Genomic DNA, 6,885 nt, shown 5'->3' with positions numbered 1-6,885 from the left:
GGCGGGCGCTTCGGCCGGGGCCGCAGCAGGTGCCTGCGCATGGCTGGCGCCCACCGCGCCAAGCGACAAAGCCGCCGCAATTACAAGGGTTTTCAAGCTCTTCATAAGGATAGTGCCGCCCGTTGCCTGTTGTTCTTATCGATGGTCCCTCCCCTCGCTGCAACGGCCGGACACAGGTCGCGGCAGCCGGCGGAGGGGCTGAAACTCGCGGGCGCTATAGACCCGCTTGCCGCTTGCCTCAAGCATCTCTAACACTATTTTGCGGCTGGATAATCTTCGCCGCCAAAACCCGGTCGCACACCATGAGCGACGCACAGGACAAAAGAACAACCCTTCCATGACCGATGATGAAATCCTGGCCGAATTCCGCGCCGCCGACGCCTTGCTGCAGGGCCACTTCCTTCTCTCTTCCGGCCGTCACAGCGAATTTTACCTGCAGTGCGCGCGCGTACTGATGGACACCGAACGCGCCGGACGGCTCGCCGTCGCACTCGCAGCGAAGTTGCCGCGCGACCTCAAGCAGGCGATCGACATCGTCGTCTCGCCGGCGATGGGCGGCGTCATCATCGGACACGAGATCGGCCGCGCACTCGGCAAACCGGCGATCTTCGTCGAGCGGCCGACCGGCACTTTCGAACTGCGCCGCGGCTTCACGATCGAACCGGGCGCCAAGGTACTGATGGTCGAGGACGTCGTGACGACCGGCCTGTCGTCGCGCGAAGCGATGGAGGCGGTGCGCGCCGCCGGCGGCGAGGTCGTCGCCGAAGCCGCGCTGGTTGACCGGTCGGCGGGCAGCGTCGATCTCGGCGTCCCCTTCTATCCGCTGGTCGCAATCAATTTCCCCACCTATGCTGAGGACGAACTGCCGCCCGAACTGGCCGGAACCGAAGCGGTGAAGCCGGGCAGCCGGAGCAAGGCGGCTTGACCACCCTCTCATCCTCGCGCCTGCGGCTCGGCGTCAACATCGACCATGTGGCGACGATCCGCAACGCGCGCGGCGGCGAGCATCCCGATCCGGTACGCGCCGCCGAAATCGTCGCGGCGGTCGGCGGCGACGGGATCACGGCGCATCTGCGCGAAGACCGGCGCCATATCCGCGACGACGACCTCGCGCGAATCCAGTCGGCGACCGACCTGCCGCTCAATCTCGAAATGGCGGCGACCGACGAGATGGTCGAGATCGCGCTGCGACATAGCCCGCATGCCGCGTGCATCGTTCCCGAAAAGCGCGAAGAGCGCACGACAGAGGGCGGGCTCGACGCGGCGGGACAGCATAACCACCTCGCTCCCATTGTCGCGCGGCTGAACGACGCGGGGATCCGCGTCAGCCTGTTCATCGAACCCGACGCGCGGCAGATCGAGGCTGCGATGCGGCTGCGCGCGCCTGTCGTGGAATTTCACACCGGCCGCTACGCCCATTGCGAGGGCGAGGAACGCGCCGCCGAACTGCGCCGCCTCGCCGACGCGGCCGCGCTCGCGTGGAAGAACGGCATCGAACCGCATGCGGGGCATGGCCTCACCTACGACAACGTCGTGCCGGTCGCCGCGATCCCGCAGCTCGCCGAGCTCAATATCGGCCATTATCTGATCGGCGAGGCCATCTTCACCGGGCTCGACCCGGCGGTCCGCCGGATGCGCGCGCTGATGGATGAGGCGCGGGGCGCGCTGTGATCATCGGGCTCGGCTCGGATCTCTGCAATATCGAGCGCATCCAGGCGTCGCTCGACCGCTTTGGCGAGCGATTCGAAAATCGCGTCTTCACCGAGGTCGAAAAGGCCAGGGCGGCGCGGCGCCCTTTCACCCGCGCCGGCACCTACGCGAAGCGCTTTGCCGCGAAAGAGGCTTTCTCGAAGGCCGTCGGCACCGGCTTCAAGCGCGGCGTGTTCATGAAGGACATCGGCGTCGTCAACGCCCCCTCGGGCGCACCGACGCTCGCGCTGACCGGCGGCGCCGCCGAACGGCTCGCGCAGATGATTCCACCTGGTCACACCGCGCATATCCATCTTACGCTAACCGATGACCATCCGTGGGCACAGGCCTTTGTCATCATCGAAGCAATCAAGGACTGACATTTTTATGGTGAATGACAAGTCGAAGGACGACGGGGGCTGGGGCAAGCTGATCCGCGATATCGTGGTGATATTGCTCCTTGTCCTCGGAATCCACAGCTGCGTCGCCAAGCCTTTCTATATCCCTTCCGATTCGATGATGCCGGTGCTGCGCAACGGCGACCGGCTGATCGTCAGCAAATATCCCTATGGCTGGTCCTATTCCTCGGTGAGCTTTCACCTCGCGCCCAAGATCGAAGGCCGGTTGTTCGGCAAGCTTCCCGAGCGTGGTGATATCGTGGTCCTCGAGCATCCGGTGACGCGGATCGACTATATCAAGCGGGTGATCGGCCTGCCCGGCGACACGATCCAGCTCCGGAACGGCGAACTCAGCATCAACGGCAAGCCGGTGAAGCGCGAAGTGCAGCCGATGCTGTCGATCCCCGTCGATCCGAACCTGCCCGGCCCCGACAGCAGCCTGTTCCGCTTCGTAACCCGCGACGCAAGCGGAAAGGAGGCACTGGAGCTTCCGATCGTCCGCGAAACCCTTCCCGGCGGCGCCACCTTCGACACGATCGACATGGGTCCGGGTTACACGACCGATAACTATGGCCCGGTCACCGTACCCGCCGATCATGTCTTCCTGATGGGCGACAACCGCGACGGCAGCGCCGACAGCCGCGTCGACACGAACCAGAAGGGCCTCGGGGGGGCCGTCCCCTTCGACGCCATCGCCGGGCGCGCCGAGATCATCAGCTTCTCGACCGATGGAACCGCCGAATGGTATAACCCATTGAGCTGGTTTAACGCCCTGAGATCGGGGCGCGCGGGAACCGACCTGCGCCCCGAGCGTCAGGGCAATTAGAACAACGGGGAGCGACGGCATGGCGGCGACACGAAAACCAGCAGCAACCCGCACCGCTGCGTCCGCCGTAGCCAAGGCCGAAGCGCACAAGGAAGCCCCCGGCCCCACGGAGATTCGCAGTCAGCTCGTCCGCACCGAATTGCTGAAGGCGGGCGTGTGGATCGGCCTCGCACTGCTGATCGGCGTGTGCATCGTGCTGATCCAGCCGATCCTCCTGATCTTCGCCGGTATCGTCATGGCCTCGATGCTCGACGGCGGGACGCGCCTGCTCGGCCGCGTGCTGCCGATCGGGCGCGGATGGCGGCTGCTGATCGTCTGCCTGTCGCTGCTCGCCTTCCTTGGCTGGACGATCATGTTCGCAGGCTCGCAGATCGCCGATCAGGCCGCGACCTTGCAGACCGTCGTGATGGCACAGATCGAACGCATCGCCGAATGGGCGAGCGATCATGGCATGGGCAATCTCCAGCTCGACACCAAGACGATCACCGAAAATATCGCGGGCACCGTCGGCCGCGTCACCGCGGCGGTCGGCACGGTGCTCGGCGGGCTGACCAGCCTTGTCATGATCATCGTGCTAGGCATTTTCATCGCGATCGAACCGCGGCTCTATGAACGCGGCGTCGCGTGGATGCTGCCGATGAAAAGCCGCGAGAATTTCTACATCACCACCGCGCGCATGGGCTTCACGCTGCGCCGGCTGATGGCAGGCCGCCTGCTCGGCATGCTCGTCGAAGGCATCGGCACCTGGCTCGCCTGCCTTGCCGTCGGCATCCCGATGGCGGCGCTGATGGGGCTGCTCACCGGCCTGCTCGCCTTCATCCCCAACATCGGCGCGATCGTGTCGGGCGTGCTTCTCGTCCTCGTCGGTTTTTCGGCGGGGACCGATACCGGGCTCTGGGCGATCGCGATCTATTTCATCGTCCAGACGGTCGATGGTTATCTGATCGTCCCGATGGTCGCCAAAAAGACCGTCGACCTCGCCCCGGCGCTCGTCCTCGGCGCACAGATATTGTTCGGTGCCCTGCTGGGGCTCATGGGGTTGTTCCTCGCCGACCCGATCGTCGCGATGATCAAGGTCGCATTGGAACGCGAGGCCGAACGCAACGCCGGCGCCGCGAATACGAAAACGGCGACAGGCTCCTAGCCCGCCGCCGCTTCGGCTTCTGTCAGGTCACGCCGCCTTTACCGCTGCGGCGCTCCGGGCGGCGGCCCGGCCGGACCACCGGGAGCGCCCTGCTGCTGCATCATCTGCTGCTGTTGCTGCATCTGCTGCTGCATCGCGCGAACCTCGGCCTCCGAGCGGAAGTCGAGCAGCGTCACGTCGAAGTGCAGCGTGCTGCCCGCCGGGATCGGCCCGACGGCGCGGTCGCCATAACCGAGTTGCGGCGGAATGCTGATCTTGTACTGGCCGCCGTTCTTCATGCGGGTCAGCGCCTCCGAAAAGCCCGGAACCACCTGCGCGACCTGCATCGGCGCCTGTTCGTTGGCGTCGAAGACGGTGCCGTCGTCGAGCTTGCCTTCATATTTTACGAGCACAACGTCGGCCTTGGTCGGGCTCTTCCCCGTCCCTTCCTTGACGACCTCGAACCCGATCCGCGGAGTCATGTGCCAGGCAAAAGCCGCACCCGCGACCAGCAGGGCTGCAAGGCCGAACCACATCAGCCACAGGCCGCCCTTGCTTACCGGGCGCAATGGAACCGTCGTTACGCTCATCTTGGATGATCCTTCCGCTGCCCCGGTCGGGGCGAAAATGCTGGCGTGGCCTATAGGCGTTGAGCCGCGCGGCGGTCCAGAGACAATTATGCGTGCGCGGACACGAAAAAGGGCGCCGCGGTTGCCCGCAGCGCCCTTTTCACGAACTGGATCCCGAACGGGAAGACGGGCTTACTTGATCCCGTCACGCTCCATCCGCTTGCGCTCCATCTTGCGGGCGCGACGGACAGCGGCGGCACGCTCGCGGGCGCGCTTTTCGCTGGGCTTCTCGTAGTGACGGCGCAGCTTCATTTCGCGATACACGCCCTCACGCTGCAACTTCTTCTTGAGCGCGCGAAGGGCTTGGTCGACATTATTGTCGCGAACGATGATCTGCATACGCCGTGTCGTCTCCTGTTCGTCAAAACGATCTGGGCCACCGGTGAACCGGTCCGCCTTAAACCGCCGATATTCGGGCAATAAAAAGAGCGCCGCGATCACGCGACGTTCCGATGCAGCGCCAACTAGAGAGATTCGCGCCGAAATGCAAGCCCCAACGCGGCGAACCGCACCGGTCGCCGGCGAAGACCGCCCTGCCCGCTCGCGGGATTGTACCGCCCCGTCAGCTTGTGGCATAGGTAGCAGGAGAAAACTGACACTGAAGGGACAGGCCATGGCAACCCAGCTCAAGCGCAACAGCAAATATAGCGAAGCCGAATGGACGGCGCGGCAGGAGCTTGCCGCCTGCTATCGCATTTTCGCGATGATGGGCTGGGACGAGATGATCTTCAACCATATCACGGTGAAGATTCCCGACGAGGAAGGCAGCTACCTCATCAATCCCTATGGCATGCATTTCAGCGAAGTGACGGCGTCGAGCCTGATCAAGATCGACATCGACGGAAACAAGGTCGATGCCGACAATCCGTGGCACGTCAACAAGGCCGGCTTTGTCCAGCACAGCCTGTTCCACCGCGTGCTGCCCGACGCCCATGCGATCATCCACACGCACACCACCGCGACGACCGCAGTCTGCGCACTCGAAGGCGGGCTGCAGCCGGTCAATTTCTACGCCTGCAATTTCGCCGGCCAACTCGCCTATCATGATTTCGAGGGCGTGACGGTGCGCGAGGAAGAAGGAGAGCGGCTGGTCCAGAACCTCGGCGACAAGCGCATCCTGATGCTGAAGAACCATGGCCCCGTCGTGATGGGCAAGACGCTGACCGAAGCCTTCATCAAATATTGGGCGCTGCAAAGGGCGTGCGAAATCCAGCTCGCGACGATGAGCATGGGCAAGCCGATTGTCGTTCCGCAGGAGGTGATCGCGGTCCATCAACGCGACCTGTTCATGGCATCGATCCCCGGACAGGCAGGCAAGGCCGAATTCGACGCGATGGTGCGCAAGGTCGACAAGATCGACACGAGCTGGCGTGACTAATCCACGCGTTCGGGTAACAGGGCCGGCATGACGCGATTCTCGGTCAACGACCGCCCGGTCGAATATCGCATGGAACCCGAAACGCCCCTGCTGTGGGCGCTACGCGACGCGTCGAACCTGACCGGGACGAAATATGGCTGCGGCACCGGCGATTGCGGTGCGTGCACCGTCGACATCGACGGCGAAGCGATCCGCAGCTGCATGGTCACGATCGCCGAGTGCGAAGGCCGTTTCGTCACGACGATCGAGGGGCTGTCGCGTGACCGCAGCCACGCGGTGCAGCAAGCGTGGGTCGCCGAACAGGTGCCGCAATGCGGATTTTGCCAATCGGGAATGATCATGGCGGCCGCGGCGCTGCTGCGGACGAACAGCAACCCTGGCGACGCCGAGATCGATGCGGCGATGACCAACATCTGCCGCTGCGGCACTTATCCGCGCATTCGCACGGCAATCCGCCTCGCCGGACGCGTGCTGCGCGGCGAGGAACGCATCGCCGCGGCGCCGCCGCCCGGCATTCGCCCCGAAGACGCGGCGCGGGCGGTTTCTGCACTGCGCCCGCCCTCCGGCAACTGAACGCATCCGTTCATCTAGCTGAACCGCAGGCAACGGTCCGGTCAGCCGTCGATCATCTTGCGCCGTGTAAGAATCGCTTCATCATCCCGGCTGGCGTCTTCAGCATGCGGGACATGAGTTGGAGTATGGTGAGATGAAGAAGATGTTCGGAGGGTTGCTGATCGCTGCGACGATCCTGACCCCCATTGCGCCAGCCGCTGCACAGGCGTCGGGCGAGCGCGTACAGATCGCGCAACGCGGCGATCGCGGCGACCGGGGTCCGCGCGGCG

The 6,885-nt window shown here is 64.5% G+C and carries 9 protein-coding genes; 7 read left to right on the top strand and 2 right to left on the bottom strand.

The window, feature by feature from the left end; genetic code table 11:
* Positions 1 to 337 precede the first annotated feature (337 nt).
* Genes pyrE through VN047_RS06245 form a run of 5 tightly spaced genes read left to right on the top strand, consistent with a single transcriptional unit; the run spans position 338 to position 4,057 of the window.
* Positions 338 to 925 carry an orotate phosphoribosyltransferase gene (gene pyrE / locus VN047_RS06265; RefSeq protein ID WP_325541147.1) on the top strand — a complete coding sequence of 196 codons (588 nt, stop codon included), beginning with the start codon at positions 338 to 340 and terminating at the stop codon, positions 923 to 925.
* A complete protein-coding gene (locus VN047_RS06260; protein ID WP_325541145.1) occupies positions 922 to 1,671 on the top strand; it encodes a pyridoxine 5'-phosphate synthase in 750 nt (249 codons plus the stop codon). The genes pyrE and VN047_RS06260 overlap by 4 nt, the downstream gene beginning before the upstream one ends.
* On the top strand, positions 1,668 to 2,069 hold the full coding sequence (gene acpS, locus VN047_RS06255) for a holo-ACP synthase (protein ID WP_325541143.1): 402 nt from the start codon (positions 1,668 to 1,670) through the stop codon (positions 2,067 to 2,069). Before VN047_RS06260 ends, acpS begins: the two co-directional genes overlap by 4 nt.
* Positions 2,070 to 2,076: 7 nt before the next feature.
* Positions 2,077 to 2,913, top strand: a complete 837-nt coding sequence (lepB, locus tag VN047_RS06250; RefSeq protein ID WP_325541141.1) for a signal peptidase I — start codon at positions 2,077 to 2,079, stop codon at positions 2,911 to 2,913.
* A gap of 19 nt (positions 2,914 to 2,932) precedes the next feature.
* Complete coding sequence (locus VN047_RS06245) at positions 2,933 to 4,057, top strand: AI-2E family transporter (protein ID WP_325541138.1); 1,125 nt, start codon at positions 2,933 to 2,935, stop codon at positions 4,055 to 4,057.
* Positions 4,058 to 4,095: 38 nt separating this feature from the next.
* Here VN047_RS06245 and VN047_RS06240 read toward each other — a convergent pair whose 3' ends face one another.
* Together VN047_RS06240 and rpsU are read right to left on the bottom strand one after the other, a co-directional pair.
* A complete protein-coding gene (locus VN047_RS06240) occupies positions 4,096 to 4,626 on the bottom strand; it encodes an FKBP-type peptidyl-prolyl cis-trans isomerase (protein WP_325541135.1) in 531 nt (176 codons plus the stop codon).
* Between the two features lie 171 nt (positions 4,627 to 4,797).
* Positions 4,798 to 5,004 carry a 30S ribosomal protein S21 gene (gene rpsU / locus VN047_RS06235; RefSeq protein ID WP_003047635.1) on the bottom strand — a complete coding sequence of 69 codons (207 nt, stop codon included), beginning with the start codon at positions 5,002 to 5,004 and terminating at the stop codon, positions 4,798 to 4,800.
* 274 nt (positions 5,005 to 5,278) lie between these two features.
* Between rpsU and VN047_RS06230 the strand changes: the two genes are divergently transcribed.
* On the top strand, positions 5,279 to 6,043 hold the full coding sequence (locus tag VN047_RS06230; protein WP_325541133.1) for a class II aldolase/adducin family protein: 765 nt from the start codon (positions 5,279 to 5,281) through the stop codon (positions 6,041 to 6,043).
* A 27-nt stretch (positions 6,044 to 6,070) separates the two neighbouring features.
* Positions 6,071 to 6,616, top strand: coding sequence for a (2Fe-2S)-binding protein (locus tag VN047_RS06225; protein ID WP_325541131.1), 546 nt, complete (start codon positions 6,071 to 6,073; stop codon positions 6,614 to 6,616).
* Positions 6,617 to 6,885: the final 269 nt, after the last annotated feature.

It is taken from the genome of Sphingopyxis sp. (assembly GCF_035565275.1).
GTDB lineage: Bacteria > Pseudomonadota > Alphaproteobacteria > Sphingomonadales > Sphingomonadaceae > Sphingopyxis.
The sequence above is the reverse complement of the archived record's forward strand: the minus strand, read 5'-3'. Positions and strand labels throughout refer to the sequence as shown.